The organism is Umboniibacter marinipuniceus, assembly GCF_003688415.1.
GTDB lineage: Bacteria > Pseudomonadota > Gammaproteobacteria > Pseudomonadales > DSM-25080 > Umboniibacter > Umboniibacter marinipuniceus.
Genome location: NZ_REFJ01000003.1, coordinates 283,814 through 307,335, shown reverse-complemented (window position 1 = coordinate 307,335; position 23,522 = coordinate 283,814). Strand labels below are relative to the sequence as shown.

Genomic DNA, 23,522 nt, shown 5'->3' with positions numbered 1-23,522 from the left:
AAAGCCCCGATCTATGTCGGGGCTTTTCTATTGAAAGATCCATTGCGCTCAGCGAGAAAGGCTGAGTGCGATCAGTCTAGGGCGTTAGCTGATTGGCAAACGCGTTGGCGCTGGGCTTAGCCGCTTCGCACAGGGAAATTCGCTCACTGGTTTGTGCCAGCGCGCGCTCGTATCCAGGCGTGAGTTCGCCGTACTCGTTAAATAAGGCCTGCAGCGCGGCGTTTTCCGATGCACTGCAGAAATCAGTCCCTAACAACGGCATACGACGGCGCCATTGTGCGGGAATCTTTTTGCTAATGGCTTCAAAGTTATTTTGCACAAAATGCCAATGGTCGGCGCGTAACTCAGGCACGGACATTGCTCCCGCGATCATTGACCACGCTTCGCGAGACTCAGTTGCGGCAGCTAAGACGAATGTATGCTGGGTTGTTACGAACTCCGCTGAGGTACTTGCCGACAGCGCAGTTACGGCCGCTGCCCGGAAACGGGAGTCGTCAAAGTTATCCGCAAAGCTAAGTAGGTGATTACTGAAGTCATCGCCAAGGTCTTCCACAGCCACCGTAAGCGCCATCTGATACTCATCGGTAGTAAGGGCTGAGCTATCCGATGAACCCCCCATATAGCCCGTGAAGGAAGCGGCTTGTTGAGCTAACTCGGCACGAAGTTCAAGGTTATCGAAGTGCTGGGCCAAGCTGCTGCGCAATTGATTGGTCAAGATCATCGAATCCTCATCACTTCCCTGAGCCCAAGTTTCAAGTAATGGTGAATACAGGGCATTGGCCCAACTTGCTAATCGCACTTTGCTCGCGTCATCACTTACGGCGAGTAAATTTCGCAAACGGCTGATTGCGGCGGCAACAACATGGCGATTGTTTGACTTAGTAGACGCTTCAACGAGCGATTTTAACGCTTCGGCAGAAAGCGTTTCCTGTCCGTAGGCGGCAAAGCCACTGTCAATCAACACCATGGCCTCGGGGGCTGAAAAGTCGCTGAAGTTAGCAATCAGGGCTGACCAGTTAGTGGAGTTGGTGTTGAATCGATAGTAACCCGCGCCGTTAGCATTGGGGAAAACCCAAGCTGGGCAAGTGCCTTCCCACTGCCAAGACGTTGTCTTTTGGCTGAGAATGTCGCAGTGCTGATGGCCATTTGCATCGGTGAAGCACATTGGGATATCCCATTGCTGAGCTTGAGTGTTTATCTCTGAACCAGGCGGTGCATAACGCTGCTGCTGAATGTTTACGGTCACCTGATCATTCGCGCAGCTAACTTGAGTGTCTATTTGCGGGAGTCCAGGTTGTTCAACAAAGCTGCGGAATGCTGCTACAAGACGGGGCTCGCCACTTTGTGTTGCGATTTCATCGTAGAATTCAGCCGCGTCAGCACGCCCTTCAGCGAAGCGAGCAACATATCGCCCTAGGGCGGGGCGGAATAGCTCAGGACCGAAGTAACTATCCATCATATGAATCACCCCAGTGCTCTTTGCGTAGGTGATGGCATCATAGGCATTACGGATGTCTTCATTCCGATCAATCGGTTCGCGAATCGCTCGGGTACTGGCTAAGGAATCCAAAGACATCGCACGAAGACCGTCTACGGTTGTGCCAATTTCGTGACCTGCTTTAGGTTCGAATTCTGCCATAGCGACGGGTTCCATCCAGCTTGAGAAGCCTTCTTTTAGCCAAAGATCATCCCACCAAGTAGGTGTTACTAAGTTGCCAAACCACATGTGAGCTAACTCATGCGCATGAATTGATAGCAGACCCAACCGTGCCTGCGGGGCAGGATTGGGACCAAGTAGGATACGACTCTCACGGTAGGTAATAGCGGCTGATAGCTCGGTGGCACCGCTAGGCCACGCGGGTGCGGCGATAATGTCTAGCTTGCGAAATGGGTATGGACTTTCCAGCTCGCGCTCGAAAATCGCAACGAACTCTGGAGTAATAGACAGGATATAGTCTAATTCAGCGCCGCGTCCTGCACGAGCGTATCCCACTAGCGGAATATTATTCTCTCGGAACTCGTTGGCGGGAATAGTAGGGCCTTCTACTCGATCAAAGGGACCTACCGCTAAGCTGAGAAGATAGGTAGGCATCGCAGGGGTAGGTAAATAAGTGACCTGCTTCATACCATTATCGAGCTGGATAACGCTAGCTTCAGGGGTATTGGTAATGGCGTGCATATCCGCAGGCACGGTGAGTGTAAATTCGAAGGGTGCTTTTAGACCCGGTTCGTCAAAGCCGGGGAGGAACTTCCGAGCTTGAACGGATTCAGACTTAGCCAAAGCGTAGTTTAGCCCTTGTTCCTCAACTTTGAATAATCCACTTAAGTTCAGATCAAATGCCGCACGATAGTGAATAACCACTTGGTAGTCGCCAGCTTCAAGCTTGGTAGGGAATCCAATTTTCGCTACACCGCTGGCAAGTACTTGCTCATAGGTTGCTGTATAGCTTTGTTCGCCGTTGATCAGCTCAACACGTTCAACCTGTAAGTTGTTGCCATGAAGCCAAAAATGCTCAGACGGACGATTTAAGCGAAATGAGAGCGCTACTGTACCGTAAAACTCGTCCGCGCGCGGATCAACCGTCAAATCGATGTCGTAATAGAGCGGCTCGGAGAGGTCTCCCAACAGACCGATTGGCGCAATACTGTCGTCAAACGTGGACGTGTTTGAGGCGGACGGCTCAGTGTTGCAGGCGCTGAGCAAGAATAACAAGGCGGGTATTGCTAGGATGTTTAGTAAACGCTTCATTGAGTGTTCTCTCGTTGTAGAGTTTGTAGATTGTAGCTGATGCTAATCTCAGTTACCCACGTTGCCTGTTAACTTTTTGAGTTGAGGGCACTGGGTAACCGCTGGATAATGGATGACCGAAGATAATTAATCTGCCAGAACTATAGCCGACGCAAAAGACCTAATGTTTTAGTCATACTGACAAGTTCAAATTGCCCTGATTTAAGGGCTAGTTGGTAAATGTTGTAAGGCGCTTGGCCGCCATCTTCAGGGTTTGGGAAGATATCATGGATTGCCAGTAAACCCCCCTTTCGTATGAATGGCGTCCAGCATCGATAATCGTCCAGTGCCGCTTGCTCGCTGTGCCCACCGTCAATGAATAACATCCCTAGCGGCGTTGCCCAGTACTTCGAGGCTACCCGAGTAGCCGCCACGATGGGGACAACAACATTCATTAATTTGGCGCGGTCTACCGTTTGACGGAACAGTTTGAAGGTGTCAACGGCGTTGATGTCAGTATCGTAGACGTCGCTATCAAAATACTCCTCGCCAAACTGGTGTTCTTCGCTACCACGATGATGATCCACCGCATAGATGATATTGTCTGAGTGTTGTGCAGCAGTTCCAAGGTAAACCGTTGATTTGCCGCAGTAACTACCGATCTCCATTATTGGCCCGAGTTGGGCAACACTTATAGCTGCGGTGAGGAGGGCTTGCCCTTCAGCGGGGTCTAAAAACCCTTTAACGGAATCGATATCAAGTGGAAGTGGTGGTGTGGTCACGTTGTCTCCGGACTAGCTAAGGTTTGAATGAGCTTATTTACTTCTAAATCAAGTGTGTGCTCAATAGGAGGTGAAAATTGGCTCACGATACGTAGCGAAGGATGCTCGCGATAAGTGAGACCGTTGGGTAAGTTCTCGCCAGTATGTTGGCCGAAGATAATATCTCCCGGCTGACCTGACTTCAGTAACATACCGGTATTACGATTCAACTGTGCTCGGCGATGGTTGTTGATGAGCGAACCATTCAAATTCAGCGAGGGAGCGTTTTGCACCGCAATACGTCGGTTAATGGAAACGCCTTGCTCGGCGGCCCAGAAGTTGGTTAAACGCTTTAACAGCAATGCCGCAGTGGTAGCGCGCTTTGAATGATCTTCGGAAAAGAACAAACCGCGCAGTACTGGACCTTGAGCTAGGTAGAGTTGGCCTCCTAGCGAATCGAACAGTGCTTCCACTTGGTTTTGCAGCTCACCGTATAAATTATTGATAGTATGGGTACTTAACTGATCCGCAAGGCCGGGTAGATCACCAAGCTCCAAGGTAACCAACGTACCGGAGTCTGGCTCAACTTTAATCTTAGGTTGTTGGCGGATGGTTGAGAAATACCCAGCTACGCTCAAGATCATCATCACCAGCGAGATGATTAGCAATGCCAGCACTGAGACAACCTGACTAGCTGGTTTAACGTATACCGTGACCTGACCGTATTCATCACCGGAAATAATTACCGAACTGGACACCGGAGTCCCCACTAGCTCGCCGCTAGCGCTCACGACCTCGAGGGCAGAATTAACGAAACTTGCTCCCGCTATTTTTTCGAGTTGCTCATAACTTGCCAGCGTTGCATTCAGAGCCAGCTCATCGTCGGCCAGAATGGCTTCTACGCTGTCATTAGCGAGCCGCTCTGCAAGCCCTTCGCCAAATCGTAGGTCTATCTCATGTTGTTGAGCGCTGAACAACCCGAAGAGCGTAGGGACTACGATCAGTATGGCAGCGGAACCAAGCAGGAGAAAGCGCAGCGCTAGTCGATCAATTTTTAACACGGGAATTACCTTAGTCGGAAACGCGGTTCTAGTTTACAAAGATTGGCCGTAGATTGGCAGCATTCATTTTTTTGGTATTGTTGCCAATACAACGGTTAGTGAATCACAATTTGTATAATCCTAAAAATACTAATTTAACCTGTTCAATGAGTAAATGGAGTCGCTATGCAGCGTTTGGTTTCAGTTTTTGCCTCCTCGTTTAGCACGATGGAACTCGCCGAGTTTAGCCAAGTTTTTGTTGCAGCACCGGAGGTTTCTACCCAGGCGGACGGTAGTCAACTCGCGCAATGGAAGACGAATACGGTTATGGGGCAGGATACGCTTAAGCAGATCAAGCCTGAGGCGGATATTTTTATGTTTGCCAGTCAGGAATTACTCAAGCTGGCCTGCTTTGATATGGATTCAACCTTGATTCAAGCAGAAGTGATTGATGAACTCGCTGCCGAACTCGGGATCAAGGATCAAGTAGCGACTATCACCGAGCGAGCAATGCGCGGGGAGTTGGACTTTAAAGCCAGCTTTCGTGAGCGCCTAGCGCTTCTCAATGGCCTATCCGCCGAGAAATTAGATGGGATTTTCAATCGTATTCAAATTATGCCTGGCGCTGAACTACTCATTGCAAAACTCCGTGCCGAGGGAGTGAAAACCGTGATCCTCAGTGGCGGCTTTGAACTTTTTGCTGCACGTTTAGCGGCCAAGTTAGGTATCGACGAGGTGTATTCTAATGTTCTGGATATTGTTGATGGTAAGTTAACGGGTACAGCGATTGAGCCCATCGTTGACGCCGAATTTAAAGCGCGACAGCTGGTAAAAATGGCAACCGAATTGGATTTGGCTAGCAGCCAAGTTCTCGCGGTTGGTGACGGCGCAAATGACCTGCCAATGTTAGCCGCAGCGGGTATTGGTATTGCCTATAAAGCCAAGCCCAAGGTGCAAGAACTCGCTCCGCTTACCCTTAATTATGGCGGTTTGGACGGTATTGCCAAAGCGCTCTACGGCGACGTTTAAACTGAACAACTTAACTAATCACTTATTTTCCACTAGAAAGTGTTATTGAAGTAGTGCAGAACCACCGTAGTTCGGTTTAAACTGGCTCAACGCATTAATTAACGCTCGCAAAATAAGGAACAAGATGAGTGAGTTAACTCTTTCGAATGATGGTATTGAACGAGTAGCGCTAAAGGACTACACCGAAAAAGCCTACCTCGACTATTCTATGTACGTCATCCTAGACCGCGCCTTGCCAAATATTGGTGACGGTCTAAAGCCGGTCCAAAGGCGCATCATTTATGCCATGAGCGAATTGGGTTTGCGCAACTCGGCGAAACCCAAGAAATCGGCTCGTACCGTTGGTGATGTGATTGGTAAGTTTCACCCCCATGGTGATTCTGCAGCCTATGAAGCGATGGTACTCATGGCGCAGGACTTTTCCTATCGATACCCTACAGTAGAAGGTCAGGGTAACTGGGGTTCTCCTGATGACCCGAAGAGTTTCGCAGCAATGCGATACACTGAGGCCAAGCTTGCCAAGTACGCGAATGTTTTACTCAGTGAATTAGGGCAGGGTACGGCTGACTGGATTGATAACTTTGATGGCACCATGACGGAGCCTCTTGTTCTACCCGCCCGATTACCAAATATCCTTCTCAATGGCGGTACCGGTATTGCTGTAGGTATGGCAACGGATATTCCACCGCACAATATCCGTGAGATTGTCGCCGCATCGATTGCTTGCTTAGAGCGAAGCTCAACTAGCCTCGAAGAAATTTTGGAGCATGTAAAGGGCCCTGACTATCCTACCGATGCGGAGATTATTACCCCAAAGTCGGAACTTCATAAGCTCTATAAAACGGGGCGTGGAAGCGTTCGTATGCGGGCTGTTTGGCAGGAGGAACAGGGCGAGATTGTCATTACGGCGTTACCTCACCAGACCTCTGGCGCAAAAGTTTTAGAACAAATTGCGGCGCAGATGCAGGCGAAAAAGTTACCGATGGTCTCGGACCTCAAAGATGAGTCGGACCACGTGAATCCCACTCGCTTTGTTATTGTTCCACGCTCTAATCGTGTGGACGTAGATCAACTCATGAACCATCTTTTTGCCACGACGGACCTTGAAAAGACGTACCGAGTGAATTTCAACATGATCGGTAACGACGGTCGGCCGGGTGTTAAGTCCCTCGATCAAATCATTAAAGAATGGTTACATTTCCGCGTTGAAACAGTTAGAAAGCGCCTCAACTTCCGTCTAGAGAAAGTGCTCGCTCGCTTACATATTCTCGATGGTTTAATGGTTGCCTTTCTCAATATTGACGAAGTTATTGCTATTATCCGAGAAGAGGACAAGCCGAAGCCCGTTTTAATGGAGCGCTTTGGTATTTCCGATATTCAAGCCGAAGCCATATTGGAGCTAAAACTTCGCCACTTAGCTAAGTTGGAAGAAGTCAAAATCCGCGGTGAGCAGGACGAATTGAACGAGGAACGGAAGAAGCTAGAGTTACTGCTGTCTTCGGAACGCCGTCTTAAAACACTTGTTAAAAACGAGTTGCAAGAAGCCGCGGATGAATTTGGTGACGATCGACGTTCGCCAATCATCGAGCGTGCCGAAGCTCAGGCTCTCTCAGAGATGGATTTGGTGAGTGTCGAAAACACCACGGTGGTGTTATCGCAAATGGGCTGGATTCGCGCTGCTCGGGGTCATGAGGTTGATCCTTCATCACTCAATTATAAGTCCGGAGATAGGTTTAAGCTCGCGGCAAAGGGCCGCACCAACGAATCCGTCTACCTATTAGATTCAACGGGCAGGTCCTATGTATTTCCTGCGCATGGCTTGCCTTCAGCCCGAGGGCAGGGCGAGCCAGTAACGGGTAAAGTGAATCCACCATCGGGCGCAAGCTTTGAAGGCTTGTTATTGGGTAAAGGTAGCGAACGACTGTTACTCGCCTCCGACGCGGGTTACGGTTTCGTCACGCAAATCGACAACTTGAGTTCACGAAATAAGGCCGGTAAGGCCATTATTAGCCTTCCTAAGGGTTCTCAAGTACTGCCGCCAATTGTCCTTCCTGAAGGCGAACAGCTTTGGGTGGCGGCAATTAGTAACGAGGGACGGATGTTAGTGTTCCCGTTAAGTGAACTTCCCGTGCTGGGCAAAGGTAAGGGCAATAAGATTATGAATATTTCTGCCGTCCGTGCCGCGGCGCGAGAGGAACTGATGCTAACCGCTGCTGTATTCCGCGAAGATCAGCGCGTGGTCATTAGCTCAGGAAAGCGTCATGTGAGCTTTAAGTTTAGTGAGCTTGAACATTATTTTGGTGAGCGTGGTCGACGCGGGCATAAACTTCCTCGCGGTTTCCAGAATGTTGATTCGGTGGAAATTGTTGATAGTTAAAGGCTTTGGTTAGCCAGTAGTTAGGTAAGCGGGCTAGTTCGTCTTTGCTTGTCTACGACTGGTTAGCCGATAGTTGTTTTTAGTGGTTAGCCGATAGTTGCTGGTTAGTCACTAGCAATGCAGGTTACTCGTTTAATAGTAAACGCGTAACCGCATCGCTCATCTCCTCAATTTGCTTGTAATCCACGTACACCCCGTCTATTAAGAGTCGTGCTAAACCATGGAGCATTCCCCAGCTAACTTGGGCGAGTTGCAAGCTGGGGATGGCTGCCTCAATGGCTCCGCTATCCTGCCAACGTTTAATTAGAATAACGTAATTTTGAAAACTGGTGCGCGAGATTTCGGTAAGACTTTCACTGGGCTCGCCGCTCTTCCAAATGGGCTTGCCGAACATCAGGTTATAGTGCGCAGGTCGCGCCGTGGCGCCCAGAAGATACTGCTTCGCGAAGGCTTTGATTTGTGTTTGCACAGGTGCTTGATCATCAAGCACATCAGTGAGCTGCTTTCCCCAGTGATTAAATTGCGCTTCAGTGATGGCTGACAACAATGCGTTCTTGTCACGAAAATGGTGATAGAGCGCAGTTCTTGATACTCCAACACTCTCTGCCAGTTTTCTCACTGACAGCGCATCAATACCTTCCGTTTCAATAATGTGGTCAGCTTCCAATAATAATGCTTGGCGTAAGTTGCCGTGGTGGTAAACGCTAGCCATAATTCAGTACACCTAGTTTAATCTTGACACTGTCAACATAGAGGCATAAGGTTCAACTGTAAAGTGATTTTTTAGAGGCTCACAATTATGTCGAATGCACATTTTCCCCACGTACTAGCTCCGTTGGACCTAGGTTTCACCCAGTTACGAAACCGCGTATTAATGGGTTCAATGCACACGGGGCTTGAAGAGGCGCCAAATGGATTTGAACGAATGGCTGCTTTCTATGCAGAGCGCGCTGAAGGCGGCGTAGGGCTTATAGTAACCGGTGGCATCGGTCCGAATAAGCGTGCTGCTACGGCCGCTCACGCCGCGTGTATGGAGAATCAGCAGGATGTTGATAATCATCGCATCATCACCAGCGCAGTTCACAAGGCGGGCGGTAAAATTGCTATGCAGATTTTGCATACGGGCCGATACGCCTTTAATGAATCACCCTTAGCACCTTCGGCAATTCAAGCCCCTATCAACCCATTTATGCCTCACGAAGTGACGGCGGAAGAGATTGAAGAGGAGATTCAATCTTTCGTAAATGCCACGGTTCTAGCCAAAGAAGCTGGCTACGACGGTGTTGAAATCATGGGGTCAGAGGGCTATTTCCTCAATCAATTTATTGCCGCACGCACTAATCAACGAACAGATGAATGGGGCGGAAGCTACGAGAACCGGATTCGCCTGCCAATTGAAGTGGTTCGTCGTTGTCGTGAAGCCGTTGGTGAGGCGTTCATTCTCATCTACCGACTGTCGATGCTGGATCTCGTAGAGGGCGGTTCAACGAAGGAAGAGATCGTTCAGTTGGGTAAAGCGGTTGAGGTAGCGGGAGCAACTATCATCAATACGGGTATCGGTTGGCACGAAGCGCGAATCCCTACCATTGCAACCAAAGTACCGCGCGCCGCTTTTACGTGGGTGACTGCTGAATTTAAGAAGGAATTATCGGTGCCGGTAGTGACTTCAAATCGTATTAATACGCCCGAAGTCGCTGAGGCGGTATTAGCTGAAGGTCATGCGGACATGGTTTCCATGGCGCGCCCATTTCTGGCTGATTCTCACTTCGTTGTTAAAGCTGAAGAGAACCGCTCTGACGAGATTAATACCTGTATCGGTTGTAATCAGGCTTGTTTAGATCATGTATTCGAGTTGAAGGAAGCAAGCTGTTTAGTGAACCCTCGCGCCTGTCATGAGACGGAGCTCGTGATAGAGCCAACAACGACTGCCAAGCGCATTGCAGTGGTTGGAGCCGGTCCAGCGGGTTTAGCTTTCGCAACTACGGCGGCCACCCGTGGCCATTCTGTTGATTTGTTCGATGTTGCAGAGGAAATCGGCGGACAGTTCAACATCGCCAAGCGCATTCCGGGTAAGGAAGAGTTTTATGAGACAATTCGCTACTTTGCGAAGCAGATTGAACTCACTGGTGTAAATCTTCACCTCGGTACCTTCATAACCGGTGACGAGCTTCGTGAGGCGAACTACGACGAAATTATTCTGGCTACCGGAATCTTGCCGCGGACTCCGCCTATCGAGGGTATCGATCACCCGAAGGTCCTGAGCTACCTTGATGTGATGTCGGGTGCCAAAGTGGGTAACGCTGTTGCGGTGATAGGCGCGGGTGGCATTGGTTTTGATATTAGTGAATATCTCGCACACGAAGGTCAGGCTACCAGCCAAGATATCGCCGCATTTATGAACGAGTGGGGCGTAGATATGACCATGGAAGCGCGAGGAGGTATTGAAAACGTGAAGGCAGGTCATTCGCCTTCGCCACGTGAAATTTGGCTGCTGCAGCGAAAGGCTTCCAAGGTGGGCAAAAACTTGGGTAAGACCACGGGTTGGATCCATCGCACGGGCTTGCAAAAGAAGGGTATTCAGATGGTACCTGGCTGTGAGTACACCAAGATTGATGATGCTGGACTTCATCTTTTGGTCAATGGCGAGTCGAAGGTGTTGGCTGTAGATAATGTCATCATTTGCGCCGGGCAGGAGCCTAACAACCTGTTGATGGATCCACTAGCTGGCCTTAGTGTGCATAAGATTGGGGGGGCGGATGTGGCGTCGGAATTGGACGCTAAACGCGCCATTGATCAAGGAACTCGATTAGCCGCTCAGCTTTAAGGCTAGTTAGGCTTGAAGTTCATCGTGAAGCGTCTGCGCTTTACGGTGGGCTTCAAGCGCATTTAATAATGCCTGCTTTTCATGGTAGTCGTAAGATTTCCAATGACGACCATCCAGTGCACCGGCTAGGGCCCAAAGCAGATTCTCGGTAGGTTTGCGTTCAGCATGAAACCAAACTCTATGAAACGCTTGAACAGCGCCTAATTGACGTAAGTCATGGGCGGTCACAATATCAACGCGCTCTAATTCATGAGCACTATAGGCGCCAATATTTGGCAAATCGATAAGGCGATGGTCCGTCATTTCACTAATTGCCTAAGCTACGTTTAACTGAATATAACAACAGATTCACGCTTTCGCAAAGAAATTGAATAAAAAATGACCGATCAGTTCAGGCTTTTTCCCGACGTTAGCTCTAATTTGTGATGTGTTAGCAGGTTTTTTTTGGTTTTTCGCCAGTAGTTAATTATGAACTATTAGGGAGGAGATCCTAAAACTCCAGTTGGAAAGTCACTGGCCCATCGTTAATTAGCGCAACTTTCATGTCGGCGGCAAACTGACCAGTAGCCACCTTTACGCCGCTTTCTTTGATGGCCTGTGATAATGATAGATACAGTTCCTGGGCAAGCTCCGGCGATGCGGCTGAAGAGAAGCTAGGCCGCAATCCTCGTTTAGTATCGGCGGCTAGGGTGAATTGAGAGACAACTAAAATACCACCCTCAATATCTTTCACGCTCAAGTTCATTTTTCCGTTCTCATCTGAAAACACCCGATACTTCGTGAGTCGCTGTGCCGCTCGCTGGACCGTTTCCTCGGTATCGTGAGCCTCGATGCCAACGAGTGCGAGTAAGCCTTTGTTGATCTTGCCTACCACCGAACCGTCAACCGTCACTGAAGCTTCAGAGACGCGCTGAATCAATACCTGCATTTAAAGTCGCTCTTCGCCAATGATTTTAAAGCTCGACTTACCCTCGTCAGAGAGTGATTCTGCCAGGCTTTTTAGCCATTCTTCACCCTCCTGAACAAGCGAATAGCTGGGATTAATGATTAACATACCGGAGCCATACATTCCGCGTTCACCTTCGGGATCGCGGACTGAAATCTCGCTTCTGATCATGGGTGGTAGGTCTGGCTTACTCAGTTCATCAATCATTTTGAGATGGTTATTGGCAGGAAGCAGCGGGTACCAAATTAGACAAACCGCTTTTTGCCACCTTCGGTATGCGCCTTTGACGCATTTAGCCACCCACTGATACTCCTCTTTTTGTTCATAGGACGGATCAATGAGGATCATCCCACGAGGCGTTGGTGGTGGGAACAACCCCTTGACCATCTCAAAACCGTCACGCTCATGAATATGAATAGGATCAATGTTCTTCAATAACTGGCGCAGTTGTTCAAACTCACCAGGGTGAGCCTCAGCAAGGTGAAGTTCATCTTGATCACGTAGTTGATCGGCAACTAACATTGGTGAACCAGGATAGGAATCGCCGGCACCTCCCGTGATATCTCGCACCAAATTCAAATAGCGTTCAATGGCTTCGGGATGATTGTGATCTATGTTGAGGCGGTTAATTCCCTCCAGATACTCGCCCGTCTTGTTGGCGTCCACGCCATCGAGGTCATACCAACCCCTACCAGCATGTGTATCGTAAAAGGTGATGGCCGAATTTTTACGTTGGAGATAACGGACGACATCCAATAAAATGGTGTGCTTATGGACGTCGGCGAAATTACCGGCGTGAAAACTGTGTTGATAACTTAACATAGGAAACTCTCGTAAGCGGAACACCGAGTATAACACTAGGCTTAGTTTTTGCGGATAGTTGAAACGGAGAAAAAGTTTGTCTGATAAGCAGCGCTTTGGCGGGATAGACCGTCTCTACGGAGGTGGTGTCACAGATTTGTTGGCGAAGCAGCATGTCATCGTTGCCGGTATTGGTGGCGTGGGCACGTGGGCGGCTGAGGCATTGGCACGCTCAGGCGTTGGCAAACTAACCTTGATTGACTTGGATGAGGTCTGCGAGACGAATATTAATAGGCAGTTACATGCCTTAGACAACACCATTGGTCAGAGTAAAATTGAGCTAATGGCCGACCGTATTGCTCTGATCAATCCTGATTGTGAGGTAGAGTTGGTCCATGACTTTATTACGCCGCATAACCTAAGCGAAGTCATAGATCTTAAGGCCGACTTAATGTTAGATGCCATTGATGCAGCAATGGTCAAGGCAGGCCTGATTGCGCACTGTAAACGGAACAAGTTGCCGATTATTACGGTGGGGTCAGCAGGCGGAAAGAGCGACCCTCGCTTGATTACTTCGGGGGACTTGAGTAAGACCATTAATGATCCCCTAGCGGCGAAGGTGCGGGGTACACTTCGTAACCGTTTTAATTTCAGTCGCAACTTATCACGGCGTTTCGGGGTGGAATGTATTTACTCAACAGAGCAGATTGCCTATCCCAAACCAGACGGCTCAGTGAACGGTAAGAAATATTTGCCCGAGGGTATAACCAAGATGGATTGCAGTGCTGGATTTGGCGCCTCAACAATGGTGACCGGAACCTTTGGCTTTATTGCCGCAAGCCGAACCATTGACAAGCTCATTGCTCGCGCGACGAATCGTCAAGCTTGAAGTTAATATCGTTAATGTCTTTTTAAGACAGGAGGAGTGATGATGACAACTTGGATTATCGTAGTAGTGGCTGTTAGCTGGGCGAGCTTGATGATTCGTTCAAGTCTTGCTGAATGGCGATACTATCGCTCCATTCAGACTAACGCCCCCGAAATTTGGAACCAGCTAGGCACTAAATACTACCCATGGATACCGTTCGTTTTAATTACCAAAGCGCGTAAACAACTATTGGAAAAAATTGATACCCCAGAAGTAGTGGCCAAAGCTCGGATGTACCAACGCGCAGGTAGGCAGTTCATCGCCTTCGTTATGGCGGTAATACTGGTTGCCGTTGGATACTTTAGCCTGGCTTCGTTTTAGGGGGCAAGTATTGCCCGAAGTTGAGCAGCTGAGGCCGGTAATGCAGCGTGGTTAGATGGGGTGTATTGACACATGCAAGGCAACTGCAGCGCATTAGTAACCCGACTATCTTAGTAACCCGACTATCCTAGTAAGATGATTTCGTCAGATGAAAAAAAACACCGCCAACAGAGCTGGCGGTGTTCTATTCACCCAAGGCTAAATGGGCGCAAAAAAATACTCAGAAGAAAGCTTGGAGGCCAGTTTGTGCACGGCCCATAATCAAGGCGTGGACATCGTGGGTACCTTCGTAGGTATTGACGGCTTCAAGGTTCATGGCATGGCGAATGACATGGAACTCATCAGAGATACCGTTACCACCGTGCATATCACGGGCGGTGCGGGCAATTTCCAAGGCTTTACCACAGGAGTTGCGTTTCACCATAGAGATCATAGTAGGATCCCAATCGCCAGTGTCAATTAGGCGGCCAACTCGAAGAGATCCTTGCAGGCCTAAGGTAATCTCAGTTTGCATATCGGCCAATTTTTTCTGAATAAGCTGTGTTTGCGCTAGCGGACGACCGAATTGAATGCGGTCAAGTGTGTACTGGCGAGCTGCATGCCAACAGAACTCGGCTGCGCCCAATGCTCCCCAGCTAATGCCATAGCGAGCTCGATTTAAACAGGAAAATGGTCCCGACAGGCCCTTGGCCTTTGGCAGCTGGTTCTCCGCTGGAACAAAGACGCGGTCCATGACAATTTCGCCTGTAACCGATGCGCGCAGGCTAAACTTGCCTTCAATTTTTGGTGCTGATAGACCTTTCCAATCCTTCTCAAGAATAAAGCCGCGGACGTCACCGGCTTCGTCTTTAGCCCAGACTACAAATACATCGGCTACCGGGGAGTTGGTAATCCACATTTTCGCACCCGTTAGCTCAAAACCGCCATCAACCTTTTTGGCTCGCGTTTTCATTCCGTTTGGATCAGAGCCCACGTCAGGCTCAGTCAGACCAAAACATCCAATCCATTCACCGGTTGCGAGCTTTGGCAGATACTTTTCCTTCTGCGCTTCGCTGCCCCATTCGTTGATAGGGTGCATCACCAGCGAAGATTGCACGGACAGCGCCGAGCGATAGCCTGAATCCACACGCTCAACTTCGCGGGCAACCAGACCATAGGCAACGTAGTTAACACCAGCACAGCCATAGCCTTGAATCGTAGATCCTAAAAGTCCTAACTCGCCCATTTCTCGCATGATATTGGTATCGAATGTTTCATGGCGATTTGCTTCGAGTACCCGAGGCTGAAGGTGGTTCTGAGCATAGTCGCGAGCGGTGTCACGAACCAAAATTTCTTCTTCGCTCAACTGTTGATCCAAAAGTAGGATGTCGTCCCAATTCTGTAAGATATGTTTACTGCTCATAACGTGTCCTAAAGTCATTGTTATTGTGGTGCGTAAAAGACGCGGCGCTATTTGATAGAAGTAATTATTCAAGCGACAAGTCGTTCGGTTGCTAGTGGCGAACTCGTGCGCTTTGTTCTCTATTCAGTTGGTTATATAGCATTGATACTAACCTTGCTGAATAATCAGTCAACGGCAAATTAGTTAGATTCGGTCAATTTGCATAATTCAGTAATTAATTCGAAAAAAAATGGTCTAAACGCGTCGTCTTTTGTTCCGTTAGTAGTCGGCTAGATAGTCTATAACTATAGAGCTAGTGGTAACTCTTTATTGGCGTAGCTACCTGTTCAAGGGGATAATAGGGCTATCAACCGTTAATTGAGAGTTAGGAAGCTATGGAAACGTTTACTATTTTTGGCCGTAAGGGATGTGGTTTTTGTGTTCGAGCAAAGGAATTGTGCGAGTTACGCGGCTTCCCATTTCGTTACATTGATATTCATGAGGAAGGGATTACTAAAGCTGACCTAGAAAAAACCATAGGTAAGCCAGTACTCACTGTTCCGCAGGTTTTTCATGGTGAAACGCATATCGGCGGCTTCACTGAGCTAGATGCCTACGTGAAAGATCAAGGTCTTTAAGCCTCTAGATTTGTAATGCTGTGTGAGGTTAGGACTTTGCTAACCTCGCACTAATTTGTTGTAATTGCTGAGCTTTAATCGCCAACCCCAGCTCTGGGCCACTATATCCTTCGGCTATCAGGCCTTTGCTACTCACTGTAGCCGCGCCAGCTAAACAGTCCATCAAGACTTCTGCGTTTGCTTGCCATTCCGGCATTAGCGAAATTTGATAATCTAGCCAACACCGCAATTTTGTCTCGTCTTTCAGCGCGCGGAAATACTGTAGCGCTTCCATGACCTGATCGGCAGACAATGTTGAAGTGCTAAACAGAGCATTCATGGTGACCACATCCACAGCAAAGTCGCGATAGCGATGGCTGGCACCGAGTAGTTGGTGCGCGGATTGAATCTGTTCTTTGGTTGAGCTGCTTAACATCAACGCCCATCGTTGTTCGCTGCGTGGTAGGGTGCGAGTGTGTTCTTTCAATACCCGCCAATCCAAAAGCTGAGATGCAGCAAAAAAGCAGTCTTCTAGTGCACCGATTCGCTGTAAAACCTCGAAGAAGATCGCTGGATTTTGCTCATTCAAGGCTTTTTCCGTTTCCCCCCATACTCGCTCTTTACTCAGTGTTTGTAATTCGCCAGACGCTGCGATCTCAGCCAGTAGTGATTCGGTCTCAGGGGCAATGGTGAAGTCCAGATGATGATATCTGGCGGCAAATCGAGCAACGCGAAGTACTCTTAAAGGGTCTTCAGTAAAGGCGTTCGATACATGCCGTAAGCACCTACGATTAATATCCTCAACGCCACCAAATGGGTCAATGAGCCGCCCAGCACTATCTTGAGCAATCGCGTTAACGGTGAGATCTCTCCGGCTGAGGTCCTCTTCGAGTGTTACGGAGGGTGCGGTGTTAAAGATAAAACCATGATAGCCCACGCCGTACTTTTTTTCGGTCCTGGCCAGCGCGTATTCTTCTTTGGTCTCAGGATGAAGAAAGACAGGGAAATCTCGTCCCACGGGCGTGAACCCAGCGGCCAACATCTCTTCAGGCGAGGTCCCAGTCACCACCCAGTCTCGTTCGTGGAATGGGTAGTTCATAAGTTGATCGCGGACTGCGCCGCCAACCAAATAGGTAGGCATAGGGTGATACTCGTGGTGGAATGATTAACTAAGTCTAAGCCATTGCTTTAAGGCTCACAATCACTGTTAATCTGAAGAAAGATCACTTCGTTCACGTTTAGCATAAAACGCGATCACATTCTCCGCCTGTGTTTACTGCTAATCTTTACCACCTCAATAGAGGTACGAATTGATGAACTTCTCCAGTATTACGCCGCGCTTTGTTGAGTGCAGCGAAGGAGCTCTGTTAAGAGCAAGCAGTCTGGTGGATGCCATAGGCAGCCGCCGGTGTTTTATTCTGACGGATAAAACAGCCGTCGCCATGGGCTATCATAAGCAGCTAGTGGACCATCTTGCCCAGGCGGGTGTTTATGCCGATAGCTTGACGATAGATCCTAATGAGAGCGTGGAAGGCTCGCTCAACTCTGTTAAGCAACATTATTTGAGGGCAAAGGCGGATCTACTTATCGCCTTCGGCTCCTCACAAACCCTTGTAAGGGCCAAGGTTACAAGGCATCTAATGTTCTATCGCGGTGAGAGCTCAGACTTAGCTCGTCCAAACGAGGTTTCGGGAAGTCGCGTACCGCTGCTGTTAATTCCGTCAACACCTTCTGCGGCCATTGAAATTGCTAAGCCAAGTGCGCTGAATACAGAGGCGGGAGTGCTAGAGTTTCAAGGCCATGGGCTCATGCCAACGGCGGTGCTGATCGACGCGAAGCTGTTTGCTAACCTAAGCCAAGCCAAGCTCGTTGAGTCAGGCATTGCCGCGTTAGCGCTCGCCATCGAGGCATTTCTTTCACGCCGTTCCTCGCTCGTTAGCGACTTGTATTCGCTAGAGGTAGTGAGTTACCTCTATGGCTTGCTAAAGAAATTGGCGCATCAGGATGGCATTAAGCTGAGCATTCAGGAGCGTTCACAGTTCCTGAACAGCTGCTATTGGTCTGGCTTAGCAATTACCAACTCATCACCTGCACTATTAACTGGCATGAGTACGGCATTGGTACAGCAGTTCAACCTGGGCTTTAGCTGGAGCGTGGGGGCGTTACTGCCGGGTGTGCTTCAATTTAGCTTGAGTAGCGCAACAGCAAGGTTGGAAAGACTCTGTGTGGCGGCGGGGCTTGCTATGAGTGGAGAATCTCGTAATCGCAGCGCGATGCGCTTTGTGCAAGAGATAACGAAGTTGGTTGATTCCATCTCGCTCCCCAGTTTGGCTGAGCAACGTTTAGATCGAACCGAAGTGCTGTCTCTTTCCTCACGGCTAACTCAAGCGGTGCAACACTCAGGTTTTCTTGCGAATCATCCGCGCTTGGCAACAAATACCGAGTTAACGCAGATCTATCGTTCACTCGCTTAGTAAAGAGCCTCTGATCGATGCTACTCATACTAAGTTGCATCGATCAATTTTCGGCTAGAGTATTAAGCAAGCAGTGAGAGAACACCGGCCAAGAGAGCAATCGTCAATCCAATAATTACTGCTGCGGCAAGAAGCAACAGTACTGAGATAATCAGTACGCCCAATCCTTTCCAAGCAGAAAAACCATTTACTTCACCAATCATCTTACACAGGATAACAAGTTGCCAGATTCCAAAGAACGAGGTGATGAGTGCTACCAAAAGCTCGATAGCGTCCATGTCAGTGGACTTAGTCACGAAGGTGTAGCAAATCAGAATAAGAATGCCTGCAACAAGTGATGGTACATTTCCCCACGCGGCCACGGTACGCAGGTTTCGCGCTGGCGCTTCGCCGCCTAGCCATTTACTGACCACCGAATAGAGCCAGCCAGTGAGGTAAAGCACCAAAACGAATACCACTGCGCCGATCAGCGCGCCAACGATCTTCATCATCATTTGATTTTCGGAAATTTCACCGGAAACGATTAGCTCCGTAACGCCCTGAAGGCCACTGATAGCACCGATAGCTAAGGCAAGAATAAGTACCATATAGCTTGGGTCAGTATCGACTAATTTACGGATTGTGGCGCGTGGTGCTGTCCAGAGGGAGAGCCAAGGGTTGAAGGTGTCGCTCATAGAGGAATTCCTTTACTTCAGGTGATTGAAGCAACAACTATAAGGAAATTTGGCGGCCTAGACAATTCCAGCGGCTGCCCAGCGCACATGGATTTCATTATTTGGGTGTCTGAGTTAGACTTTGGACTACTAGCTTAACGGGATAAATAGTGTGAAACGTGAAAAATCGGCCTTCTTAAAGTGGTTTTCAATGAGCCGTCATCAGCGTAAGCGTGGAGGTGAAAGCCTCACTCAGCAATTCGATGATAATGATTTCGCTCAGCTAAAGTTTGCCGTTATTCAGGGCGCTGCACCTACTTACACCCACGGGGCTGATAAAGACCTTTTATCACACCTAGAAAACCTGAAAAACGAATTCATCGGCCAAAGCGAACTTTGCTATCGTCACGCGCAACTTATTGTGCTCATTCGCCGCGAAGTAGAACTCGATGTGAATCTAGCCCACTTCTTTCGGCTGTGGTCAGAAGAGGCTGACTACCTAGTAGAAAATTTAAACACTCGCTGGTTGGTGTCGGCCGCAGATACCTTCGCTGATTTTAGTGAGGAACCCTTGGAGCAAGCCTATGCGCTGGCTACGGCCGGACTGATTAATGCCGTTAAACTCGCTGAGACAGAGCGTTGGCTCCGAAAAATAGATGAACCGTTGCCAGCCGTTGAAGATTTAGATATGGGCAGCAAACGAGTGGCGCTTTGGGACGGTACGTCGGCCTTTGCAGTGGGAACGGATGATACCTTAAGAAATTTTCACTGGCGGCTACTGCGAGTACGACAGAAGTCACCGCATCAACCAGCCTGCTTAGCTATCTATCATAGTGTGTTCAAACGCCTTAGCGAACATGATTCGGTATTTAGGCGTTTTCGCGATGCCCACACAAGAGCTCGGACTCAGTGGTGGTAACTATGAAGATCACTGTCATTAATTTACCCAGCGCCGTCGATAGGCGCCAATTTCAACTCAAGCAAGCCCAGTCACTTGGTCTAGCGTTGAGCTTTAAGGACGCAGTTAACCGTGAGCAGGTTCCTAAGGCCGTTGCAGAGGCCCTATCCGTTCAGTGGGAACGAAAAATGAGCCCTACTGAGGTGGCCTGTTATCTCAGTCACTTTCAACTTTGGGAGCAAATTTCTGCAACTAGCGAACCCATGCTGATCTTGGAAGATGACGCATTACTTTCCGCTCAACTGCCGACATTTTTACAGGAAGTAGCGCAATTAGTTGATATTGATCACATTTCCCTTGAAGTCAGAGCGCGAAAGAAGCTAATTGGCGATAAAGTAATCTACACTATAGCGAACACTGAACTGAGACGACTGTACCTAGATCGCACGGGCGCCGCGGCTTATATTTTATGGCCATCTGGAGCGCGGAAATTGTTACAGCTACACCGGTTAAGTGGTGCTGCCTTAGCCGATGCTCAGATCTGTAGGGCGCACCAACTGAATAGTTTTCAGACGGAGCCGCCGCTGTCCATTCAGCTGGATTGCTGTGAGCACTATGGAATTGAACCACCCATCGAAACTCAATCAACAATCTTGAATACGCGTAGAGAGGTTGAAGATGATAGGGGTAAATGGCGTTATAAGATTCGCCGCATACTATCGCAATTGCGAATGGCTAGGCGTCAACTGTTGTACTCGGTAGTCGCCACACGCCGACAACTTACGCCGCGAGTTAAGGATTTTAACGAATGAATAAGCATGTTTTGCTCGCTATATTTACGCTGCGCGGTGGTGGCGCCGAGCGCAATGTAATTAGCTTGGCAAAGCTACTCGTGGATGCAGGTCACCACGTTGATATTGTGGTGTTTAAAAATCAGATTGAACATGACATTCCCCCTGGTATTACCGTTCACTATTTTCCCTACGCTAAATACCGCTCTATTCCCCGATTTTTACGCGGAACCTGGGTAGCTAAGCGATTTGATCGCTGGGTTAAACGGTTCATCGGTCAGCCTGACCTCATTTTGTCGAATCTCTTTCCCGTTGACCTAGTGTTGTCACGAAGCAAGTTGGCTAACGTGGTATTAGTGCTTCACGCGGCATTGTCGGACGAAGTGAAAACCACGCTAAAAGCCTGGGACCCGAACGAGGTGTTGAAGGTTTATCGAAGTAAGCCGGTAGCCGGTAATTGTGAGGACGTTGTTGAGGACTTTGTTCGTTTTACGGGGTCGAGATTTGCCACTTCTGTACTGCCCACGCCCATAATAACTGAAGATATTGATCTCAAGTCGCGTGCCTTTAATCCTGGCGTCGAGGGCTATCTGGTTAGTGTTGGTCGTTTTGAAGCGAGCAAACATCTTGACCACCTAATTAATGCCTACGTAAAAAGCGGTATTAGCGAGAAACTGGTCATTGTCGGATCAGGTAAGGAAGAGCCAGTAATACGCGAGCAAATTAAAGCGCTCGGACGGAGCAAGGATATTATTCTCACTGGATTTATTGCCAATCCTTATCCGTTTATCCGCCATGCAGTGGGCTTTGTGCTTTGTGCCGAAAATGAAGCTCAGGGCTTAGTTATCAGGGAGAGTGCGATATTGAATACTGGGTTCGTCGCGCAGGATTCGGGGCTGGCAACCAAAGCGCTACTCGCCGATCATCAACGGGTTCCCTTTGGCGATGAAGAGGCGCTTGCCAGTAAACTCCGCGTCTTAGTTGCTTCGCCAGAACAATTTTCCGTGCCAAAGCTTAACTTCGTCAGCGCTGAGCAAATCGTCGACGCTCACCTTGATCTAATCAAATAGTAATCAACATGTTGCAGTCGCCTCCCGAATAATCGAAGGAGGCACTACCAAAAGACGTTCGCAGCTACCTAAGCTTCAGCGGGCAGTCCCAAACAATACTCAATGATTTCAGCATGTCGAGCTCTGCTTGGGTGGAGACATTGTCGGCTTGCGCGAGTTTTTCAAGTAAGTTGAGCAAGTTACGCTTAATGAGCGGCGTGGCGCAATTTATGCGTTGAACTGCATGCAAAAAATGACTGAATTCGACCGGCGTCGCTTCGCGCTTTGCGATGTCAAAGCCGAGGGCGTTGCGAGCGAGCTCGGCGATATTATCCTGCAGCTGAGTTGATGTTTCACCCAGCGTAAAGAAACTCCAAATAACTAAGCTCAACGGTCCTTTCAACTTCCTCATTGATCGAATAGATGGTCGATGGGGTGGCTCTTGCTCGAGATAGAACTCTACTAACACAGCTAAACACCATTGGAAGGCTTGAGGTTGCTCTGCGTGTTCCAAAAGTTGCTTGAGCTTCTTTCGTAATTTCCGCTGCTCACTGGGCGGCAGTTGCTTAAGTGTTGGTAGGGTAATTTCTGTTAGCGCTAACAGCGATGAGGGGCCGGTTGTCTCGAGGTTTGCAGTCAACTCGTTTAGGCAGCTTAGGGCACTTTGATCAAGACCTTGTGTTAGGGCTTCAGGTGGAGAAACCTGACTACCATTCGAACTGGTCGCTCGCTGAATAACAATAGCGGGGATAAGTATCGCTGCCAAAGAGGGGTTGTGGGCGGCAGCAACCAGAGATGGAGATAGCCCAGCCAGACGTTGATGTGCTTCGTTCAACAACGATGAACTTGCCACTTTACCGTCGGAACGTGTTTTTTGGACGGGTGGTGAAACAAGCTTCTCTGCCAGCGCGTCCTGTAGCGCATCAAGTTGATAGCCTAATCGTGCCACCCGATCAGCCAAGGGCGGGTGGGTGCCTCTGCCACTCCAAGAACCAAGAGGCCGATAGAAAAAGAGGTGTGCCATGGCACTGGTATTTTCATGTAGTACGCGACCACCAGTGCGGTGCTGTGAAATCTTAGTGAGCGCGGTAGCAAGCGCTTCGGGGTAGCGAGTAAATTCTACGGCCGTTGCATCGGCCAAATACTCGCGCTGCCGATTAACCGCGAGCTTAATGAGCTTGGCCAAGTAGGCGCCGATACTTCCGAAGAGAAATAGGACACCGCCGATCACGGCGATCGCCAGTGTTCCCTTACCAGAGGATGAGTTACGACGGGGGCGAGAGCTACCCACGACCGCCATCGCATGGCGGCCGATCAATGCAATAAACTCAATCCCAAAAAGCAGAGCCATCATTTGGAAGTTAATCCGAATATCGCGATTCACAATATGACCAAATTCATGGGCGACGACAGCCTGAACCTGGTCGCGATTGAGGTTGTCAATGGCCCCTTGAGTTAGCGCGATCACAGCATTACTGGGCGTGCTGCCTGCGGCAAAGGCGTTAATCCCTTGCTCATTTTTTAGAATAAAGAGGCTGGGGGCTGGAGTTGTAGCGGCAACGGCCATTTCCTCGACAATATTCATTGCCTGGAGGTAGCGCTGGCCGTCATTGATATCCACAAGTTCACCGCCTAACTCTTGTGCAACGATGATGCCGCCACGGCGAAGTGTTAACCACCGATAAAAGGACGCCCCGGCGATGGTAATGAGTATCAGGGCGTCGGCCCACCAATATATAGCCACGCCTTGCTCAGAGGTATTAGCGTTGTCTACAAAGAGCATCATACCGTAGAACGCAAAGTGGGTAACGGCTAGCAGGGCGAGTACCGCTAGCGCAAAAAGGCTCAACAATAACCTAGATTGCCTCCGGCTGCGGTCCTGCTCGTCGAAAAACTGCATAACT

Annotated in this window: 21 protein-coding genes; 10 read left to right on the top strand and 11 right to left on the bottom strand. The window is 49.1% G+C overall.

Going from position 1 to position 23,522, the window contains the following annotated elements:
• Positions 1-76: 76 nt before the first annotated feature.
• The 3 genes from DFR27_RS07620 to DFR27_RS07610 form a co-directional block, all read right to left on the bottom strand.
• On the bottom strand, positions 77-2,749 hold the full coding sequence (locus DFR27_RS07620) for a M1 family metallopeptidase (RefSeq protein WP_121876856.1): 2,673 nt from the start codon (positions 2,747-2,749) through the stop codon (positions 77-79).
• A 140-nt stretch (positions 2,750-2,889) separates the two neighbouring features.
• Positions 2,890-3,510, bottom strand: coding sequence for a class I SAM-dependent methyltransferase (locus tag DFR27_RS07615; protein WP_121876855.1), 621 nt, complete (start codon positions 3,508-3,510; stop codon positions 2,890-2,892).
• The gene (locus tag DFR27_RS07610) at positions 3,507-4,550 is read right to left on the bottom strand and encodes a hypothetical protein (protein ID WP_121876854.1); all 1,044 of its coding nucleotides are present in this window, start codon (positions 4,548-4,550) and stop codon (positions 3,507-3,509) included. The genes DFR27_RS07615 and DFR27_RS07610 overlap by 4 nt, the downstream gene beginning before the upstream one ends.
• Before the next feature lie 165 nt (positions 4,551-4,715).
• Between DFR27_RS07610 and serB the strand changes: the two genes are divergently transcribed.
• Together serB and parC are read left to right on the top strand one after the other, a co-directional pair.
• Entirely contained in the window at positions 4,716-5,558 is an 843-nt protein-coding gene (gene serB / locus DFR27_RS07605) for a phosphoserine phosphatase SerB (protein WP_121876853.1), read from the top strand.
• A gap of 124 nt (positions 5,559-5,682) precedes the next feature.
• Complete coding sequence (gene parC / locus DFR27_RS07600; protein WP_121876852.1) at positions 5,683-7,935, top strand: DNA topoisomerase IV subunit A; 2,253 nt, start codon at positions 5,683-5,685, stop codon at positions 7,933-7,935.
• A 124-nt stretch (positions 7,936-8,059) separates the two neighbouring features.
• On the opposite strand, the gene DFR27_RS07595 is transcribed toward parC, so the two are convergent.
• Complete coding sequence (locus DFR27_RS07595) at positions 8,060-8,647, bottom strand: TetR/AcrR family transcriptional regulator (RefSeq protein WP_121876851.1); 588 nt, start codon at positions 8,645-8,647, stop codon at positions 8,060-8,062.
• Positions 8,648-8,734: 87 nt separating this feature from the next.
• Here DFR27_RS07595 and DFR27_RS07590 point away from each other — a divergent pair, with 87 nt between their 5' ends.
• Positions 8,735-10,759 (top strand): NADPH-dependent 2,4-dienoyl-CoA reductase, encoded by a 2,025-nt coding sequence (locus DFR27_RS07590; RefSeq protein WP_121876850.1) that lies wholly within the window; start codon positions 8,735-8,737, stop codon positions 10,757-10,759.
• Positions 10,760-10,765: 6 nt separating this feature from the next.
• On the opposite strand, the gene DFR27_RS07585 is transcribed toward DFR27_RS07590, so the two are convergent.
• The 3 genes from DFR27_RS07585 to DFR27_RS07575 form a co-directional block, all read right to left on the bottom strand.
• The gene (locus DFR27_RS07585) at positions 10,766-11,062 is read right to left on the bottom strand and encodes a TfoX/Sxy family DNA transformation protein (protein ID WP_121876849.1); all 297 of its coding nucleotides are present in this window, start codon (positions 11,060-11,062) and stop codon (positions 10,766-10,768) included.
• A 187-nt stretch (positions 11,063-11,249) separates the two neighbouring features.
• Positions 11,250-11,687 (bottom strand): D-aminoacyl-tRNA deacylase, encoded by a 438-nt coding sequence (dtd, locus tag DFR27_RS07580; RefSeq protein ID WP_121876848.1) that lies wholly within the window; start codon positions 11,685-11,687, stop codon positions 11,250-11,252.
• Positions 11,688-12,527: a 23S rRNA (adenine(2030)-N(6))-methyltransferase RlmJ gene (locus DFR27_RS07575; protein ID WP_121876847.1), complete on the bottom strand. Its 840-nt coding sequence runs from the start codon at positions 12,525-12,527 to the stop codon at positions 11,688-11,690.
• Between the two features lie 76 nt (positions 12,528-12,603).
• Here DFR27_RS07575 and tcdA point away from each other — a divergent pair, with 76 nt between their 5' ends.
• Positions 12,604-13,395 (top strand): tRNA cyclic N6-threonylcarbamoyladenosine(37) synthase TcdA, encoded by a 792-nt coding sequence (gene tcdA / locus DFR27_RS07570; protein ID WP_121876846.1) that lies wholly within the window; start codon positions 12,604-12,606, stop codon positions 13,393-13,395.
• 42 nt (positions 13,396-13,437) lie between these two features.
• Positions 13,438-13,755 (top strand): hypothetical protein, encoded by a 318-nt coding sequence (locus DFR27_RS07565; protein WP_121876845.1) that lies wholly within the window; start codon positions 13,438-13,440, stop codon positions 13,753-13,755.
• Between the two features lie 220 nt (positions 13,756-13,975).
• Here the strand turns inward: DFR27_RS07565 and DFR27_RS07560 are convergent, their stop codons facing one another.
• The gene (locus DFR27_RS07560; protein WP_121876844.1) at positions 13,976-15,157 is read right to left on the bottom strand and encodes an acyl-CoA dehydrogenase; all 1,182 of its coding nucleotides are present in this window, start codon (positions 15,155-15,157) and stop codon (positions 13,976-13,978) included.
• 374 nt (positions 15,158-15,531) lie between these two features.
• Between DFR27_RS07560 and DFR27_RS07555 the strand changes: the two genes are divergently transcribed.
• Entirely contained in the window at positions 15,532-15,774 is a 243-nt protein-coding gene (locus DFR27_RS07555) for a GrxA family glutaredoxin (RefSeq protein WP_121876843.1), read from the top strand.
• 28 nt (positions 15,775-15,802) lie between these two features.
• Here DFR27_RS07555 and DFR27_RS12725 read toward each other — a convergent pair whose 3' ends face one another.
• Positions 15,803-16,894 carry a tRNA nucleotidyltransferase/poly(A) polymerase-related protein gene (locus DFR27_RS12725; RefSeq protein WP_121876842.1) on the bottom strand — a complete coding sequence of 364 codons (1,092 nt, stop codon included), beginning with the start codon at positions 16,892-16,894 and terminating at the stop codon, positions 15,803-15,805.
• A gap of 172 nt (positions 16,895-17,066) precedes the next feature.
• Between DFR27_RS12725 and DFR27_RS07545 the strand changes: the two genes are divergently transcribed.
• Positions 17,067-18,227 carry an iron-containing alcohol dehydrogenase gene (locus DFR27_RS07545; RefSeq protein ID WP_121876841.1) on the top strand — a complete coding sequence of 387 codons (1,161 nt, stop codon included), beginning with the start codon at positions 17,067-17,069 and terminating at the stop codon, positions 18,225-18,227.
• A gap of 62 nt (positions 18,228-18,289) precedes the next feature.
• Here DFR27_RS07545 and DFR27_RS07540 read toward each other — a convergent pair whose 3' ends face one another.
• Positions 18,290-18,901, bottom strand: a complete 612-nt coding sequence (locus DFR27_RS07540) for a Yip1 family protein (RefSeq protein ID WP_121876840.1) — start codon at positions 18,899-18,901, stop codon at positions 18,290-18,292.
• A gap of 151 nt (positions 18,902-19,052) precedes the next feature.
• Between DFR27_RS07540 and DFR27_RS07535 the strand changes: the two genes are divergently transcribed.
• From DFR27_RS07535 to DFR27_RS07525, 3 genes are read left to right on the top strand one after another with little or no spacing between them, the layout of a single operon-like run.
• On the top strand, positions 19,053-19,799 hold the full coding sequence (locus tag DFR27_RS07535; protein ID WP_147434525.1) for a hypothetical protein: 747 nt from the start codon (positions 19,053-19,055) through the stop codon (positions 19,797-19,799).
• 2 nt (positions 19,800-19,801) lie between these two features.
• Positions 19,802-20,590, top strand: coding sequence for a glycosyltransferase family 25 protein (locus DFR27_RS07530; RefSeq protein ID WP_121876838.1), 789 nt, complete (start codon positions 19,802-19,804; stop codon positions 20,588-20,590).
• Positions 20,587-21,639 carry a glycosyltransferase gene (locus tag DFR27_RS07525; protein ID WP_121876837.1) on the top strand — a complete coding sequence of 351 codons (1,053 nt, stop codon included), beginning with the start codon at positions 20,587-20,589 and terminating at the stop codon, positions 21,637-21,639. The genes DFR27_RS07530 and DFR27_RS07525 overlap by 4 nt, the downstream gene beginning before the upstream one ends.
• Before the next feature lie 64 nt (positions 21,640-21,703).
• Here the strand turns inward: DFR27_RS07525 and DFR27_RS07520 are convergent, their stop codons facing one another.
• Positions 21,704-23,518: a M48 family metallopeptidase gene (locus DFR27_RS07520; protein WP_121876836.1), complete on the bottom strand. Its 1,815-nt coding sequence runs from the start codon at positions 23,516-23,518 to the stop codon at positions 21,704-21,706.
• Between the last annotated feature and the right edge of the window lie 4 nt (positions 23,519-23,522).